Source organism: Bradyrhizobium sp. WSM2793, from assembly GCF_000379585.1.
Lineage (GTDB): Bacteria > Pseudomonadota > Alphaproteobacteria > Rhizobiales > Xanthobacteraceae > Bradyrhizobium.
Genome location: NZ_KB902777.1, coordinates 177608 through 191272, shown reverse-complemented (window position 1 = coordinate 191272; position 13665 = coordinate 177608). Strand labels below are relative to the sequence as shown.

Annotated in this window: 16 protein-coding genes, 1 tRNA gene and 2 pseudogenes; 8 read left to right on the top strand and 11 right to left on the bottom strand. The window is 62.2% G+C overall.

Annotated elements, in window-relative coordinates; all coding sequences use genetic code 11:
* Window positions 1-246 (top strand): annotated as a pseudogene (locus A3AS_RS43415) (IS481 family transposase); the annotation flags it as partial.
* Window positions 247-291: 45 nt separating this feature from the next.
* Here the strand turns inward: A3AS_RS43415 and A3AS_RS0113115 are convergent.
* From A3AS_RS0113115 to A3AS_RS0113095, 6 genes are all read right to left on the bottom strand, one after another.
* Window positions 292-381, bottom strand: a tRNA-Ser gene (locus A3AS_RS0113115).
* A gap of 156 nt (window positions 382-537) precedes the next feature.
* Window positions 538-801 (bottom strand): hypothetical protein, encoded by a 264-nt coding sequence (locus A3AS_RS0113110; protein WP_018318038.1) that lies wholly within the window; start codon window positions 799-801, stop codon window positions 538-540.
* 70 nt (window positions 802-871) lie between these two features.
* Window positions 872-1042: a hypothetical protein gene (locus A3AS_RS48290; protein WP_018318037.1), complete on the bottom strand. Its 171-nt coding sequence runs from the start codon at window positions 1040-1042 to the stop codon at window positions 872-874.
* A gap of 29 nt (window positions 1043-1071) precedes the next feature.
* A complete protein-coding gene (locus A3AS_RS49780) occupies window positions 1072-1203 on the bottom strand; it encodes a hypothetical protein (protein ID WP_256375084.1) in 132 nt (43 codons plus the stop codon).
* Between the two features lie 61 nt (window positions 1204-1264).
* Window positions 1265-2128, bottom strand: a complete 864-nt coding sequence (locus A3AS_RS0113100) for an alpha/beta fold hydrolase (protein ID WP_018318036.1) — start codon at window positions 2126-2128, stop codon at window positions 1265-1267.
* 8 nt (window positions 2129-2136) lie between these two features.
* Entirely contained in the window at window positions 2137-4644 is a 2508-nt protein-coding gene (locus A3AS_RS0113095) for an alpha/beta hydrolase (RefSeq protein ID WP_018318035.1), read from the bottom strand.
* Window positions 4645-4771: 127 nt separating this feature from the next.
* On the opposite strand from A3AS_RS0113095, the gene A3AS_RS0113090 reads away from it, so the two are divergent.
* The 5 genes from A3AS_RS0113090 to A3AS_RS0113070 all read left to right on the top strand — a co-directional run bounded on the left by A3AS_RS0113090 (window position 4772) and on the right by A3AS_RS0113070 (window position 8169).
* A complete protein-coding gene (locus tag A3AS_RS0113090) occupies window positions 4772-5698 on the top strand; it encodes an alpha/beta fold hydrolase (protein ID WP_018318034.1) in 927 nt (308 codons plus the stop codon).
* Window positions 5695-6297: a hypothetical protein gene (locus A3AS_RS0113085; protein ID WP_018318033.1), complete on the top strand. Its 603-nt coding sequence runs from the start codon at window positions 5695-5697 to the stop codon at window positions 6295-6297. Before A3AS_RS0113090 ends, A3AS_RS0113085 begins: the two co-directional genes overlap by 4 nt.
* A gap of 99 nt (window positions 6298-6396) precedes the next feature.
* The gene (locus A3AS_RS0113080) at window positions 6397-7044 is read left to right on the top strand and encodes a CoA transferase subunit A (RefSeq protein ID WP_026201957.1); all 648 of its coding nucleotides are present in this window, start codon (window positions 6397-6399) and stop codon (window positions 7042-7044) included.
* Between the two features lie 4 nt (window positions 7045-7048).
* Window positions 7049-7699, top strand: coding sequence for a 3-oxoacid CoA-transferase subunit B (locus A3AS_RS0113075; RefSeq protein ID WP_018318031.1), 651 nt, complete (start codon window positions 7049-7051; stop codon window positions 7697-7699).
* An 11-nt stretch (window positions 7700-7710) separates the two neighbouring features.
* Window positions 7711-8169: a MaoC family dehydratase gene (locus A3AS_RS0113070; protein ID WP_026201956.1), complete on the top strand. Its 459-nt coding sequence runs from the start codon at window positions 7711-7713 to the stop codon at window positions 8167-8169.
* On the opposite strand, the pseudogene A3AS_RS46585 reads toward A3AS_RS0113070, so the two are convergent.
* Window positions 8155-8295: pseudogene (locus A3AS_RS46585) on the bottom strand (SDR family oxidoreductase); the annotation flags it as partial. The gene A3AS_RS0113070 and the pseudogene A3AS_RS46585 overlap by 15 nt on opposite strands.
* On the opposite strand from A3AS_RS46585, the gene A3AS_RS48285 reads away from it, so the two are divergent.
* Complete coding sequence (locus tag A3AS_RS48285) at window positions 8278-8421, top strand: hypothetical protein (RefSeq protein WP_020508672.1); 144 nt, start codon at window positions 8278-8280, stop codon at window positions 8419-8421. The pseudogene A3AS_RS46585 and the gene A3AS_RS48285 sit on opposite strands and share 18 nt — an antisense overlap.
* 6 nt (window positions 8422-8427) lie before the next feature.
* Here A3AS_RS48285 and A3AS_RS0113065 read toward each other — a convergent pair whose 3' ends face one another.
* Window positions 8428-9519: an AI-2E family transporter gene (locus tag A3AS_RS0113065; RefSeq protein ID WP_018318029.1), complete on the bottom strand. Its 1092-nt coding sequence runs from the start codon at window positions 9517-9519 to the stop codon at window positions 8428-8430.
* Between the two features lie 160 nt (window positions 9520-9679).
* On the opposite strand from A3AS_RS0113065, the gene A3AS_RS0113060 reads away from it, so the two are divergent.
* Window positions 9680-10201, top strand: coding sequence for a GNAT family N-acetyltransferase (locus A3AS_RS0113060; protein WP_018318028.1), 522 nt, complete (start codon window positions 9680-9682; stop codon window positions 10199-10201).
* 176 nt (window positions 10202-10377) lie between these two features.
* Here the strand turns inward: A3AS_RS0113060 and A3AS_RS0113055 are convergent, their stop codons facing one another.
* From A3AS_RS0113055 to ilvD, 3 genes are all read right to left on the bottom strand, one after another.
* Entirely contained in the window at window positions 10378-10701 is a 324-nt protein-coding gene (locus A3AS_RS0113055) for a hypothetical protein (RefSeq protein ID WP_020508670.1), read from the bottom strand.
* Window positions 10702-10942: 241 nt separating this feature from the next.
* Window positions 10943-11260, bottom strand: coding sequence for a hypothetical protein (locus A3AS_RS0113050; protein WP_018318026.1), 318 nt, complete (start codon window positions 11258-11260; stop codon window positions 10943-10945).
* 388 nt (window positions 11261-11648) lie between these two features.
* Entirely contained in the window at window positions 11649-13499 is a 1851-nt protein-coding gene (ilvD, locus tag A3AS_RS0113045) for a dihydroxy-acid dehydratase (RefSeq protein WP_018318025.1), read from the bottom strand.
* Window positions 13500-13665 lie beyond the last annotated feature (166 nt).

Genomic DNA, 13665 nt, shown 5'->3' with positions numbered 1-13665 from the left:
GAATTGGCCTATCCCTTTCACGATCGCGACGTCGTCGTCACCTCCTGCGGGCGTCTCTGCCTTCACCGTAAGAGAATCAATATCTCCCTTGTCTTGGCCGGCCAGAAGCTCGGCATCAAGGAGGTCGACGAGGGCATTTGGCTCGTCAGCTTCATGCACTATGATCTTGGATATTTCGACCTGGAGCAGAAGACCCTGCAACCCCTCGACAACCCGTTCGGCACGAGGTTGTCACCCATCTCTTAGGTACGATCCGTTACCCATCTCTTCGGGCCGGACATTCGGATAGACTGGCGGAAGGGGTGGGATTCGAACCCACGGTACCCTTGCGGGCACGCCGGTTTTCAAGACCGGTGCCTTAAACCACTCGGCCACCCTTCCCTCGTACCAATGCCAGGGAGTTAGCTTAGCTTCGGACTGAGCGCAACGCGAACTTGGACCCAATTTGGACCGATCGGTACGATGCCTGCGGTCTCATACCGATTGCCGATTCGCGTCCACAGATGCGGGCACCCGGGCTAAACCGCGGCCTAGGGCCTATTTCGGCAGGCATTCGACGTTGTAGGCGATGATGATCTGAGCTGGATCCGCTTTACCCAGGCTCTTGAGATCCTCCAAGCCGCTTCGGAGCTTGGCACCCGCCTCGCTCAAGCTTCCTTCAAGCGTGGCTTTGGCCTTCCGGCACCGCTCTTCGTTGGAAAACTCCTGGAAGACAACCGTCGGAAGGAGTCGCCATTCCGCCTTGTCGTTCGTCGCGGCAGGACTGATCGAGTAGGAAAAGACGTACATCAGCACCCACATCGCTTTACTCCAGCCTTGGCCGGCTCGATCCGTGCGAACTTAGATGGTCACGCCTGGACACACCTACGCTTTACTTGGAGGGCGCGCGATCAAGCCGCGATCGCTGCGCCCTCATGCGCTTGATCTCTCGACGCAGGTCTTCACTCTTTTCGTCACGCTGCTCTCCGCTCGATTTGATCTGATCATCTTGACGCAATTTTTCGAGGGCTTTCTCGACCGAGAGCTTGTTCGTTCCGGCCATAACCGACCTCACTTGCGCTTTTGCGTTCATCAATAGGGATAGTAGGGATTACCCTGCGGACAGGTCCAGTTGCCATAAGTGTCGTAATAGCAGCCCTGATTATAGGAGCCGCTTCCGTAGTAGGCGCCTGCCGCAAGAGCTCCGCCTGCCGCACTGCGCACGCATGCTCTCGGCGGACGCGTTGATTTCGACCACGATGTCGCTCCTTTCAGACGGTTTCGCTCATGCGGGAAGTCCTCCGAACCAGGCGCCGAAATAGCCGGCATAGAGCGCCGGCCGTTCGAGATTCATCGAGTGCCCGATGCCGGGCACGATGACGAGGCGGCAATCCGGCATCGCCTCGGCCATCACACGCAGGTCGGCCGGAAGAATCCAGCCGTCCCATTCGCCCCACAGCACCAGATGCGGATGCCGTAGCTGCGGCATCCGGCGCTCCAGCTCGCGGCTTTCCTTCTCCTGCGTCAGATTGACAGCAGTGCCGATCCAGATGCCTTCGGAGACGCCAAAGGTCTGGTCGATGATGCGATCGAACAGGGCCTGGATCTCAGGCAGTCCTTCGCGAAAACGCGGAATCGCGTTCGGCGCCATGCTCTCGGGCACGAACAACGAGGACGCCGCCGTTGCCATGATCGTTCGCGTCAATTCCTTGTTCGCCATCATCGCGCGGAAAAGGCCGATCTGATCGGCATTGAAAGCCATGCCGAGCGGCGTCACCGGATCGAGCGAGAACACACGGCCGAAGCGTTGCGGCTGCATCAAGAGCATGCGCGCGGCGATGATGCCGCCGGTCGAATGCGTCGCAAGATGGCAATAGCTGATCTCGAGCGTATCGAGGGCGGCCAGCATGTCCTCGGCATGTTGCTGCATGGAATAGTTTGTGTAGTTCGCGGTCGGCTTCGGCCGATCGCTATCGCCGCAACCACGCCAGTCGATGGCGACGACGCGCAGGCCCGTCGGAAACAGTGGCGCGGCAAGCTCGATCCAATCCTTGCTGGCGAGATTGCCGTGGATGAAGACGACCGTGACGTCGCCCCGCCCCCACTCCCGCCAGCCGAGTTGGACCTCACCTGCCTGCACCCTTGCCATGTGCGGCCCTATTTGTTCAGGCCGGCCGTAGGCGCGGCTCCCGGAGGAGTCGGCGCCACCGGCAGGGCAGATACCACGGCCCCCTTTATCATGCGATCAATGCTCGACGGCGAAGAGGTGTCGACACTACCCTTGGTTACGAAATCCACGACGTCCACCGAGAACTCCACCGGATTATCGGTGTGAATAAAGTGCCCTGTTTCCGGGTAGATCTTGAGGATTGGTCGGTTGCCGGCATTGGTCATCCGCGTCATGAACGGCGAGATCACATCGCGACCGAGATCGGTCAGCCCGTTGAAGGCGGGCGTCGGGATGAACGGCTCCTTGTCGCCGAAGGCCAGGAAGATTGGCGCCTTGATCTGCGTGAGCCGCTCGTAGAGGTTCTTCGGGTCGTCCTGCTGGAGCTCAGCCCCGATGGTATAGATGTCGAAAATGAAGACGTTGCACCATTGATCGAGCTCCTTCGGGTTGCCCCTGATGAGGCCGACGCGCTGATCGGTGTGGAAGCGGGCATATTCACTGTCACTGTAGAAATACCCGCTCTTCGCCGCCGACACTGCGCCGGTGTTTGGGTCACGCTTCTTGAAATAGAAGAAATCGCGGACACCCTGCTCGTCGCGCGCCTTCTCAGCGGCGAGAATGCCAGTCTGATCCCAGATTGACTTCCACTTGTCGAAATCGCGGCCGAGATCCGGGTCGAACAGTTTTGCCTTCTTGTCCTTGGCGATCGTGATGTCGCGCGGATATTCCTCGAGGCCCGATGGCGCTTCGAGCGCCAGCGCCTGCACGGCGTCGGGCCAGGTCAGGGCATAGCCCATCACGAACTGGCCGCCGAGCGAGTGGCCAAGATACACCGCCTTCTTCACGCCGAGCTGATTGACGACGAGGTCGTAGATCACCTCGCGCATGTCTTGCATGGTGCGCGCCGGGCTCTTGTCGAGATTGCCGGGCCCGGACATCCCATAATGCGGCAGGTCGGGCACGATCACGCGCACTCCGCTCCGCAGCGCATATTGCATGATGTTGCCGTAGTGGCCGCCGAAGGCGCCCTTGCCGTGGATGATGACCAGCACCTTCGGGTCTCTGTCGGTGCCGTTGTATTCATCCATGTAGCCGATCTGCCAGGATTTGCCGCTCTTGTCCTTGGCGTTGGAGAATTTGACCGGATAGGGATATGTCACAAAGTCCTTCCAGAAGGATTTTTCCGGATCGATCTTCTCGGAAACACCGGGCACGCGATAGTTCTTGTCGGCGAATTTCTGCGCGCGATCGAGGCTTGCAACGTCGTCCATGAAAGCGACGAATTTCGGATCGTTCTTGCGCTGGTTGATGATCGGGAACACGCCGTAATGCGCGACCGGGCTTTCCTGCGCGATCAGGTCCGCGCCGGGCACGCGATCGACCGCCTGCTGCGCCAGCTTGAAGTTGAGCCAGAGATCGTTGGTGATGTGCATCACCAGCGTTCGCGCCTGGATGCGGCCGAGATAGGGATTAACGTTGTGGGTCTCGCCGACCCGGTTGCGCCAGACGAGATCGACCGCGTCATAGAGCTTGGCGCGATTGATGACGTTCAAACCGGCCTTCTCGTTCGGCGGATCCCAGTAGAAAATTTCCGGCTGCACGGCGCCCCAGTTCTGGGTTGTGCGGAATGCGAAGTCATAACCCGTCATACCAAGGATTGACCAGCCGAACGCGACACCCGGCACCGGATGCTTTTCCTTCGGCAGCTTGTAATAGTCGCCCTTGGTCTCTTGCCAGACCGGATCGCCCTGGATCGCGGCCGTCATCATCTGGAACGTCCAGTTGCCGACGGGATCCTCTCCATCCGACTGCGTGGTGCCGCCGATCGGCATCAAGGCGCTGACATATTCTGGGTGCATGACGCCCCAGACATAGGTCTGCGTACCGCCCATGGACACGCCCGTGACCAATGCAACACGCGCGACCTTCAGTTCGTCGCGCAGCAGACGATAGTTCGCCTGCACCATGTCGTAGTAGCTGTATTGCGGAAACTTGATGCCGAGCCCATCGGACGGCTTGCTTGCACCCCAGGTGCCGAGCGGATCGACCATGATGACATAATAGCGGTCTGTATCGATCGGCCGTCCCGAACCGATGATCGGGACGCCCCCCGACAAGGCAGCGCCCTTGACCCACTGCTCGTACATGTCGGTGGAGTCACCGGAATAATAGGAGTTGATCACGACGGCATTGGTAATCTCGCCTGCGGCGTTGCGCCGCGCGTTACCGATGGCGATGTAGGCCGTTCGCAACTTTCCAGCGCCGAGGGACTCAAGCGTGACACCCCCCTCGCCGCCATTCTCCCACTTGGAGGGATTGGAGAGGTCGTACTTGCCGCCAAGGCGGAAGTTGGCGATCTCGTAGGTCTTCTTCAGCCCGTCATGCTGCACCTGCGACGAGCGGCGCGTGAAGGGTTGTGCAACTGCCAGAGCGGTGCCGACCAGCAGTACAATCAGGCTGACGGAACAACGTTTCACGAAACCGGTCGTGGACATGACGGATTCCTCCCTGGACAGTTCTTGAAACGCTAGGAAGGTCGCAACGGGGATCTTTGATCTAGCTCAACGGAATCCGCTCGCGACAGTTGAGCATCGTAGCCAGCGATGTCGGTAGTCTTGTGCGATGCCCTTTCTCAATCACGGCTCGTATCGAATACGCTACGAGCTCGATGGGCCGGCGAGAGCGCCGGCCTATGTTTTCGTCAACGGACTGACACAATATTCCGAGCTATGGGGCGCCTATCGCGAGGCGCTGCTCACGCGAGGCTTTCGCGTGGCAACCTTCGATCTCCTTGGTCAAGGGGTTTCCGACAAACCGACGCTCTTTATCAATCAGGACGACCAGGTTGCCGCGCTCAGGCTTCTGATTGAAGCGCTTGGCGAGGGGCCGGTCTTCCTGAGCGGCATCAGCTTCGGCGGCCTGATCGCGCTCCGCTATGCGATCGAGCATGGGCAGCGGCTGTCCGGACTGGTGCCAATGAGCTGCTTCGCCGAGCTGACGCCGCAGCTTTTGCTTCTCGGCAACGCCCTCCGGACCGGCCTGATCCTGGGAGGAACAGGCTATCTCCAGGATTTGCTGCTGCCTATGAACCTCTCCGACCAGTGGTTGAAGCCATTGTTGGACAAGCTCGACAGCGTCAAGCGCCAGGGCTGGCTGGTGAACGATGTCTATGCGCTTCAAAATCTGATGGAGTCCTTTCTCGACTTCCAACCGCTAACGCCCCACCTGTCAGCGATCTCGGCTCCGACCATGATCCTCAATGGTGAGTTCGATTTTCTGACCCCGCGTCATCTGCACGAGACCCTGCGGGTTGAGATTCCGAACAGCTCGCTAGTGATCATTCCCAAGGCGTATCACGCTTTCACACTGGAAAAAGGTGCGCTGACGGCCGATCTTCTCGCGCGCTTTGCCTACGATGTGCTGGCCGGCCGCTGGCAAGGCAATCAAGCTGTATGGATAGCGCCCGAGGAGCCCGGCGGCGAGCTGACACCGTTCCCTGACGGTTACGATCACCTGCGCGCTATCCCGGTCAAGCGAGCACTGGCATGAGCGGATTCCTGGGTCCGCTCGAGCTGGACGGCCGCGTTCCACCGGGCCAGCAGACGCGGATCGCAGCATTCCTGATCTCGGCGCATGGCGCTCTCGCTCGGCAATTCGCCTTCACGCTGCCCGTAAGACTCGACGCAGCGTGGCAAACCGAATTGAACGCACAGTTCTATCGCGAGACGGAGATCGTTTCGCTGCTGATGCGCGCAACTTCCTGGACCCCGGATTTTACCTTGGGATACATGGTTGCGTCCTGGGAGACCGCCTGGCTGCCCGCCCCGATCGACGGAATCCCGGACCCTCGTCTCGCCCAGGCGGTTCACCTTGCAACGCTTGCCCATGCCGTGCATGCGGGCATCCGACCGGCCGCGCTGCTCCCGATCGAGGCCAATGCGCAGGATCCCTTTGTCTCGGCGCTGCGACGGATCGAGTTCGAGAGCAGCCGGCTGCTGCAATCCCAGATTCTGTTCCTCAAGGGCACGGACCTTGCGCCGCATCGGGATGCGGTGAGTGCTGCCCTCGAACAACGTCATGCCGCCGTTCGCAAGCTCTGGCGCGAGGTACTAGGGAGCATCGGTATCGACGCGGCAGGATCGGAATGAGCGGAAGCCTTGACGCAGATCAAAGGACGAGAGGCGCCGGGCGCCAACATCCGCCTACTGCCGCCCTCTGCCATCGTTGGCCGATCCCGGAGTTCAATGATGAAGGCCATTTCCATCGAAGAAGCCGTCGCAATGATTCCGGCGGGCGCCAGCGTTATGGTGGGTGGCTTCATGGGAGTCGGGACGCCGGAGCGCCTGCTCGACGAAGTCGTGCGCCAGAACAAGACCGGCCTGACCTTGATCTCGAACGACGCGGCGACGCCCGGCAAGGGTGTCGGCAAGTTGTTCGATCAGGCATTGGTGTCGAAGCTGACCGCAACACATATCGGCCTCAATCCAAAAGCGCAGCAGCAGATGTTGGCGAGCCAGATTGCGGTCGATCTCGTCCCGCAAGGGACCTTCGTCGAGCGCATCCGCGCGGGCGGATGCGGTCTCGGCGGTGTGCTGACGCCCACGGGCGTCGGGACGCTGGTCGCCGAAGGCAAGCGTCAGATCGAGATCGACGGCAAGCCATTCCTGCTGGAAACGGCGCTGCGCGCCCAGTTCGCCCTCGTCCACGCCTTCCTCGCCGATTATCTCGGCAACCTCGCCTACGCGCTCACCTCGCGCAATTTCAACCCGGTCATGGCGATGGCGGCCGACACCGTCATCGTGACGGCCGAGCATATCGTGCCCGTTGGCGTGATTGCGCCCGATCACGTCGTCACCCCCGCGCCGCTCGTCGACTATCTCATCACCAACGGGTGATATCATGGATCCCCAGATCATCATCGCCCGGCGAGTCGCCAAGGAGCTGAAGACGGGCAATCTTGTCAATCTCGGCATCGGCATTCCGACCCTGGTCGCAAACTACGTGCCATCAGATCTGAAGGTATTCTTCCAGTCGGAGAATGGGCTGATTGGCACAGGGCCGATTCCTGAGCAAGGCATGGCTCATCCGACGCTCACCGACGCCGGCGGGCGTCCCATCAGCGCGTTGCCGGGTGCCTCAACCTTCGACAGTGCGATGTCCTTCGGACTGATCCGCGGCGGTCATGTCGATGTCACGGTGCTCGGCGGGCTCCAGGTCGACGCGCATGGCCATCTCGCCAACTGGATGATCCCCGGCAAGATGGTGCCGGGCATGGGCGGCGCCATGGATCTCGTCAGCGGTGCCAAGCGCGTCATCGTCGCCATGCAGCACGCGGCCAAGGGTAAGTCGAAGATCGTGGCAAAATGCTCGCTGCCGTTGACCTCGGCGCGGCCCGTCCACCTTGTCGTGACCGACATGGCCGTGATCGGCTTCCGTGGTGGCAGGGCGACCCTCTTGGAAACGGCGCCCGGCATCAGTGTCGGAGAGGTCATGGCCGTCACCGAGGCCGAACTGGCCATTCCTGACAGCGTCCTGGAAATGAGACTTTGAGCAGAGCGATCATGCGCATATTCAGCGACTTCGACGAGATCAAATCCGCTATCGGCACCGAGATCGGCGCCAGCGACTGGATCGAGATCACCCAGCCACGCATCAATCAGTTCGCCGAGGCGACCTGCGACGAACAATGGATCCATGTGGATCAGGAACGTGCCAGCAAGGAGATGCCGGGCGGCAAAACCATCGCTCATGGCCTGCTGTCACTTGCCCTGGCGCCGCTGTTCATCCGCTCTGTCATCGGCCTGAAGGGCCTTCGCAACACGCTGAACTACGGCGCTGACCGGATCAGGTACCTCGCCCCCGTGCCGGCGGGCTCAAGACTGCGTGGCCGCGTCACGGTCGCCGAAGCCGAGGACGTGCCGCCGGACGGACTGCGCGTGAATTATCATCTCGTGATCGAGATCGAGGGCGGCAAGAAGCCCGCCTGCGTCGCCGAGCTGATCGCCCTGCACTATCGCTGAGAACGACATGTATGACCAGCAAGACACGTCCATCGTCTTCAGAAGGCCGTCGCGGTCGACATCAACGACGCGCCCGTGCAGAGCCTCCTTGGGCGAAAAGGCGATGGAATGAACCAAGAAATCGAGCTATCCCCACTACGACTCCATGCGCTCGAACACGGCTTCATCGGGGAGATTCAGATTTCAATCGCCATGTTCGACCTCGTCGTCGTGCAAGGCATTCAAGAGGCGCCGCGATCGCCGAGACGTTGATTTAAGTCAACGGTCAGCGACAAGCTGCGCAGGCGGCACGGCCCGGTCGATGCGGATCCACGCCGCTGCGAGTTCCCAGGCGACCGAGAGAATGATCGGTCCGATGAACAGACCGATGATCCCATGCGCGAGCGTGCCACCGATCACTCCGATCAGGATGACGAGCGCCGGCGTGGAGAGGCCCCGTCCCATGACCAGCGGCTTCAGGATGTTGTCGAGAAGACCGACGATGACGAGAAATACGGTCAGGAGCAGCGCCGTGGTGACGTCCTTGTCCATCCAGATCCAGATGACGACCGGAATGAGGACGATCCCCGCACCGAGCTGCACGATCGACAGCAGCAGAACAATGACGGCGAGCAGCCCCGCGCTCGGGATGAGCGCCAGCTTGAATCCGATGCCGGCGAGCAGCGCCTGGATAATGGCGACGCCGATGACGCCCTGCGACACCGCCCGGATGGTCCCAGCCGCCAGCTCGAGGAAATGTTCGCTCTGTTCCGGCACGATGCGGAACAGGAAACCGCGGATAGCGCTGACGAGCTGCGGACCATATGGAAAGAGAAATCCGGCGACCAGCACCGACATCAGGAACTGCAGGGTGCCAAGGCCGGCGCTGCCTGCGAATGACAGCATCATGCCGGCAATCGGCTTCAGATATGGCGCAACCTCGCGCACGGCCGCGCGGATGTTGGTGTAGGCCTGATTCCAGAGATCGTAGAGCTGCGGCCCGACCAGCGGCCAGTCCTTGATCCGCTCCGGCGCCGCCTGCAGCACGAGATCGCCGCTGCCGAGTTGCCCTGCGAGTTCTCTGACGCCGTCAACCGCACTGAGGCCGAGCCAGGCCGCCGGACCGATGACGATGCCGAGCATGGTGAAGGTGAGGAGCACCGCCGCTGTCCGCGGGCGGCCGCCCAAACATTTCGCGAGCCAGTTGAAGACCGGATAGAACGCCACGGCAAGCACCGCGCTCCAGGTCAGGATCGGCACGAAGGGACGGATGATCAGGAGCGTCCACAGAATCAGCAGTGCAAGCAAGCCGAGCCGGATCACGAGCTGAACGACGTCGCTGGTGGAAAAAAGTTGGCGAAGTGTCTTCAAGGTCTGAGGCCCGCGCCCGGCTGATTGGCTCCATGCGGAAAGCCTAGCGGCCGGACCGGGACTGCAGGCTTGATCCAAATCAACCGGCAGAGGGTTGAAGGCGGCCTGATGGGACGGGTGCCGTGGTCACGTAGCGGCTCAATAATTGCGACGCGAACGCATGTCGAATGCAGCAAATTACGCGCGAAACGAACAGCTCCGCGACGGTACGGCCGTGGAGATCCGTGCTCTCCGGCCAGATGACGAGGCCGCCATGCTGGCCGCGCTTGGCGAGGTGGGCACACAGTCCCTCCAGCGCCGCTTCTTCATGCTAAAACGTCATTTCTCCGAGAAGGAGCGCGCCTTTTTCGTCGAGGTCGACTTCAAGGAGCATGTTGCGCTGGTCGCGTGCGTGGCGAATGCAGGTCGGAGCACCCTCGTGGGCGGCGCGCGATATGTCGCAGCCGGGCCCGGCTGCGCCGAGACGGCCTTCATGGTGATCGACGCCTGGCAAGGACGCGGCATCGGCGGACTGCTGCTGCGCCACCTGATCAGCCTTGCCCGCGAAGCCAGGCTGAAGGAACTGACCGCGGAGGTGCTGCCGGACAACGCTGCGATGCTCAGGGTGCTCGGCAGATTTGGGTTCGAACGCGCAGAACGCCGCGAACCTCACACAGTCCATATGGTATTGACGCTGACCTGATAGAATCTCTCGGACGACGCCTCAAGCTCCGCGCAAAGCACTGCCGCCCTCTGGTACATGTAGCTCGGCAACAAGGGCTTACCGGTTCAAAGATCCGCTCCCTTTACACCGCGCAAAAGAAAACGCGGCGCCCGGTGAGGAGCGCCGCGCGAATGTTCTTCGTGACTGCCTCTCGCTCAGTACCCGCAGGACGCGCATCCCATCTGCACCGGGGCGTAATAGGAATACCCTGGCGAGACCATCTGGACGCGTTGGCGCGTGGCGTATTGCGGGGGGATGCGCTCGTACTGGACGCTCGGCGGCGCGACCATCACGGTCTGCGGCACCATCACGGTGCGGTACTGCGCGGGCGTGCGATGCGCGACGACGGAGCCCGGGGCGACCATCACGGTCTCGTCGACGGTGCGGTACTGCGGCGCGACGTATTGCTGCTGATAGCAGGTCTGGCACGGCGGCGGTGCGTAGCAATTGTAGCAGCCGGCGGAGGCTGCGCCCGTCATGGAAATCGCGGCGACGGCGGTGGAGAAAACAACAGCGAGAGTACGCGACATTGCGGTGGTGCCCCAATTGCCCAAAATGGATTTGCGAAGGTCGCGGGAGTATACGCCGCAAAACCCTGCTCTGCCGAACTTCGTCGGGGCATCCTTAATGCGAACGGCCGATCGTAGCCGACCGGTAAGAACTCATTGACCACGCGCATTAACGCGAAAGCGCTCATCCGCCTCCGTCAAGGTCGAGCTTTCAGTGCCTCGCCGCTCTTTCCAGAAACTCCAGCAGCGAGGGATCAGTTTCTTCGAATTCGACAAAGCGGCGGCGCAGCTCGTCCGCTATTTCTGCGGTTGCATCTCGTGACCATCCTTCCGCGGTGTTGAAGGCCACGACACGTGCCGGATGGAGATATTGCCCCTCGACGAGATGTCTGAGCAGGGTCGCCCGATTGGCATCCTCCTCGGCAGTTTCGCACCAGGCGCGGCCGAGCCGCCGGCCAAAATCATCGAGCACGAGGTAGACATCCCGGTCTGTCGTCATGGGCGGCACGAGCGATGGAGATTGACTCATGGCTTACTCCGCTACTGGCATCCGCACCGTCGCGGAGGATACGGCGACCGCCCGGCCGGATTCGGAAAAATGGATTTCGGGTTATTTTTCTTAGGATTGCACGATTAAATAAAAAAACAAACAAAATTAATAAAAATTAAATAGCAAAACGCGCGCAAATACACTAAATTCACACGGCCTGGCGGGCGAGCCCGCACGTCGGGTGCCCACTTCGCAAAGCGGCTCTCGCCTCCACCCCCAATAGCCCACACCCCAGGAGGCGGGGGCCGTTCCTTTGCGACCCCCCGTCCCGGCTTCATTTGTGTGTCCTGCAAAACCCATCTGCGCGCTCGCGGGGGACCGCGAGCGCTTCGGAGGAATCGACTCCCGTCTGTGGCGGGTCGAGGCGTTATTTCGGACGACGCTTGACCTCGCGCACGGCACCGCGCGCGGCGCTGGTGGTGAGCGCGGCGTAGGCCTGCAGCGCGGTCGAGACGTTGCGCTTGCGCGCAGCCGGCTGCCAGGCGGCATCACCCTTCGCCTCTTCCGCGGCGCGGCGCTTGGCGAGCTCCTCGTCGGAGACCTCCAGGCTGATGCTGCGGTTCGGGATGTCGATGGCGATGCGATCGCCGGTGCGCACCAGGCCGATGTTGCCGCCTTCGGCGGCTTCCGGCGACAGATGGCCGATCGACAGGCCCGAAGAGCCGCCGGAGAAGCGGCCGTCGGTGACGAGCGCGCAGGCTTTGCCGAGGCCCATCGATTTCAGGTAGCTCGTGGGATAGAGCATCTCCTGCATGCCGGGGCCGCCGCGCGGGCCTTCGTAGATGATGACCACGATCTCGCCGGCGACGACCTTGCCGCCAAGGATGCCTTCAACGGCCGCATCCTGGCTTTCGAACACGCGCGCGGGGCCTGAAAATTTCAGGATCGAGGCGTCGACGCCGGCGGTCTTCACGATGCAGCCGTCCTGCGCGAGGTTGCCGTAGAGCACGGCGAGACCGCCGTCCTTGCTGAAGGCGTGCTCGATATCACGCACCACGCCTTTCTCGCGATCGGCGTCGAGCTCGTCGTAGCGGCGCTCCTGGCTGAAGGCGACCTGGGTCGGAATGCCGCCGGGCGAAGCGCGGAAGAAGGTGCGGACCGCCTCGCTCTTGGAGCGCTTGATGTCCCAGCGCTCCAGCGCGTCGTTCATGGTCGGCGCATGCACGGTCGAGACCGAGGTGTCGATCAGGCCGGCGCGGTCGAGCTCGCCCAGAATGCCCATGATGCCGCCGGCACGATGCACGTCCTCGACATGCACGTCGGCGACCGACGGGGCGACCTTGCACAGCACGGGCACGCGGCGGGAAAGCCGGTCGATGTCCTTCATGGTGAACTCCACCTGCCCTTCATGGGCGGCGGCGAGCAGATGCAGCACGGTGTTGGTCGAGCCACCCATGGCGATGTCGAGCGTCATCGCGTTCTCGAACGCCTTGAAGTTGGCGACGTTGCGCGGCAGCACGGATGCGTCGTCCTGCTCGTAATAGCGGCGCACGAGATCGACGATGGTGTGGCCGGCCTCGACAAACAGGCGCTTGCGGTCGGCATGGGTTGCCACCACCGTGCCGTTGCCGGGCAGCGCCAGGCCCAGCGCCTCGGTCAGGCAGTTCATGGAGTTGGCGGTGAACATGCCCGAGCAGGAGCCGCAGGTCGGACACGCCGAGCGCTCGATCACCTTGACGTCGTCGTCGCTGACCTTGGAATCGGCTGCGGCCACCATGGCGTCGATGAGGTCGACGGCCTTGGTCTTGCCCTGCAGCTTGACCTTGCCGGCCTCCATCGGCCCGCCCGAGACGAACACGACGGGGATGTTGAGCCGCAGCGCGGCCATCAGCATGCCGGGCGTGATCTTGTCGCAATTGGAGATGCAGACGAGGCCGTCGGCGCAGTGCGCGTTGGCCATGTACTCGACGCTATCGGCGATCAGCTCGCGCGACGGCAGGCTGTAAAGCATGCCGTCATGGCCCATCGCGATGCCGTCGTCGACCGCGATGGTGTTGAATTCCTTGGCGACGCCACCGGCCTGCTCGATCTCGCGGGCGACGAGCTGGCCGAGGTCCTTGAGATGGACGTGGCCGGGCACGAATTGGGTGAAGGAGTTGACGACCGCGATGATCGGCTTGCCGAAATCGGCGTCCTTCATGCCGGTCGCGCGCCAGAGGCCGCGGGCACCCGCCATGTTGCGGCCGTGGGTGGTGGTGCGGGAGCGATAGGCTGGCATGGCGGTTTCCGTCCTCGGTTTGACCGGCCGGGCGGGAAAATGTGGCGTCGCCTCAGGCCTTTGTGGCCGGATAGCGCACAGGCTGGCGCCACGCAACGGGAACTTGGGCCCGGCAGGGCTCCCCTGCTCCCGGCGCGGGCCGCTTCGTAGCCCGGATGAAGCGGAG

Excerpts from the sequence above, each read along its gene's own strand:
- A3AS_RS0113085 (WP_018318033.1), top strand. The coding sequence starts at position 5,695 with ATGAGCGGATTCCTGGGTCCGCTCGAGCTGGACGGCCGCGTTCCACCG.
- ilvD (WP_018318025.1), bottom strand. The coding sequence starts at position 13,499 with ATGCCAGCCTATCGCTCCCGCACCACCACCCACGGCCGCAACATGGCG.
- A3AS_RS0113090 (WP_018318034.1), top strand. The coding sequence starts at position 4,772 with ATGCCCTTTCTCAATCACGGCTCGTATCGAATACGCTACGAGCTCGAT.
- A3AS_RS0113095 (WP_018318035.1), bottom strand. The coding sequence starts at position 4,644 with ATGTCCACGACCGGTTTCGTGAAACGTTGTTCCGTCAGCCTGATTGTA.
- A3AS_RS0113080 (WP_026201957.1), top strand. The coding sequence starts at position 6,397 with ATGAAGGCCATTTCCATCGAAGAAGCCGTCGCAATGATTCCGGCGGGC.
- A3AS_RS0113070 (WP_026201956.1), top strand. The coding sequence starts at position 7,711 with ATGCGCATATTCAGCGACTTCGACGAGATCAAATCCGCTATCGGCACC.
- A3AS_RS0113100 (WP_018318036.1), bottom strand. The coding sequence starts at position 2,128 with ATGGCAAGGGTGCAGGCAGGTGAGGTCCAACTCGGCTGGCGGGAGTGG.
- A3AS_RS48290 (WP_018318037.1), bottom strand. The coding sequence starts at position 1,042 with ATGGCCGGAACGAACAAGCTCTCGGTCGAGAAAGCCCTCGAAAAATTG.
- A3AS_RS0113110 (WP_018318038.1), bottom strand. The coding sequence starts at position 801 with ATGTGGGTGCTGATGTACGTCTTTTCCTACTCGATCAGTCCTGCCGCG.
- A3AS_RS0113060 (WP_018318028.1), top strand. The coding sequence starts at position 9,680 with ATGTCGAATGCAGCAAATTACGCGCGAAACGAACAGCTCCGCGACGGT.
- A3AS_RS0113075 (WP_018318031.1), top strand. The coding sequence starts at position 7,049 with ATGGATCCCCAGATCATCATCGCCCGGCGAGTCGCCAAGGAGCTGAAG.
- A3AS_RS0113055 (WP_020508670.1), bottom strand. The coding sequence starts at position 10,701 with ATGACGGGCGCAGCCTCCGCCGGCTGCTACAATTGCTACGCACCGCCG.
- A3AS_RS48285 (WP_020508672.1), top strand. The coding sequence starts at position 8,278 with ATGAACCAAGAAATCGAGCTATCCCCACTACGACTCCATGCGCTCGAA.
- A3AS_RS0113050 (WP_018318026.1), bottom strand. The coding sequence starts at position 11,260 with ATGAGTCAATCTCCATCGCTCGTGCCGCCCATGACGACAGACCGGGAT.